The following is a 1,358-nucleotide window of genomic DNA, read 5'->3' as shown; positions in this document are numbered from 1 at the left end:
TTTGGATAATAAATACGCCTCATACTCATACTTAAACTCAAGCTGGCCAAGTTTCTTCAATTCGGCATTTTCCAGTTGGAGTTTAAGTAATCCTTTTTCTGTTTCTTTTCCGTATGGAAGTGAGAGACGGATGGGAGAGCCGCCTTTCCTAACAATGTCGCGGTAATCAAATGTGATGTTTAGTTTGCCGGCTCTCCCATTCCCCCAATATCCTGCTGGTGCTACATCGTAGCTAAAATGTCTATCCCCGAAAATCACTAACGGCTGACCAGAAATCATCCAGTCGTAAAATCCAGCGTTTACCGAATACCGCACCGTAAGCTTTTTGGTCTCTCCCTTTGCAAAATTAATCTCAGTTATGTATTCGCGGGTAACTTTTTGGACGATATATTCATCTTCTATTACTTGATTTACAGTTTTGGTTGTACGCTCATTTTTTATTGGGAGTAATTTATTGCCATCTGTAATCCGAAAGTTATCTGCTTTGAAGTCACAATTCGGTTCGCATCCATGTTCATTAACGTAGAAATGAATAGGAAAAATATACGCCGTTTTATCAGCTCCGCCTTTATTAAACAAAGTATACGCTGCAGTGATTTCTACCGTATCACCCTTGATAATAAAAGATAGATTTTCTTCTTTAAGTATAATGTTTTTCTTTTGGGTGAACTTCATTCCCCCTCCTTGAACATCTGGTGATATATCCCCAGGGCCTCCATTGGCTGTCATCTGGATAGGCATTGCAACAAGAGCAGATATTCCTGCAATAAGAAAAACACATAACATTTTGGTAAATTTACGAATAACCGAACACCTCTTTACTGGAATAGGTCTAACTCAATGAAGTCAGGGTGGAAGAGCCACGGCGACCTGTTGGTCAGTCCCCTTTCTTCGAAAATTGCTTTATTCAACTACCGTATCCGTGCACTAGGTTAGCGTACATCCAGCTAAATGTCCCCAAGAAGAGCGTCGAGTTGCTCCCACCGCTCCGCAGTGTGGATCATTTCTTCGGCAAAACGGACAGGGACCAAGCTGGACGATTCGAACGACGGCTGAATCCACCAAAGCGATTCGATACACCAGACGTACTTGATTGCCCTCAAAATCGAGCCCGGCGGTAGCCGCCGCACACTACGGTAGCCTTCAGTGAAAGCGACCACTGCATCCTTGCGGAATCCGCGCTCGCTGAGCGTACCGGAAAGGACAGCCCGCCCGAGGTCCAGCGCTGGAAACGAGTAGCGTGCCCGGTCGAAATCAACGATGGCTGCCAGAGCATCTCCTTCGAAAAGCAAATTGTCTGCCCACAGATCAAGGTGGGCCCAGCCGGCAGTCAGAGGCTTAAAGTCATCATCTCCAAG

The 1,358-nt window shown here is 45.4% G+C and carries 2 protein-coding genes; both read right to left on the bottom strand.

Annotated features, from left to right (window positions below):
• Positions 1-675, bottom strand: a 675-nt coding sequence (locus tag ACQ76X_RS35850; protein WP_438498659.1) for a hypothetical protein, incomplete at its 3' end; no start/stop codon positions are given.
• A 272-nt stretch (positions 676-947) separates the two neighbouring features.
• Positions 948-1,358 (bottom strand): phosphotransferase (locus ACQ76X_RS35845; protein ID WP_438498658.1); only part of this gene is annotated, 411 nt, incomplete at its 5' end.

This window comes from Paenibacillus sp. IHBB 3054 (genome assembly GCF_051594305.1).
Lineage (GTDB): Bacteria > Bacillota > Bacilli > Paenibacillales > Paenibacillaceae > Paenibacillus_AQ.
This window is presented reverse-complemented; position numbering and strand designations above follow the sequence as displayed.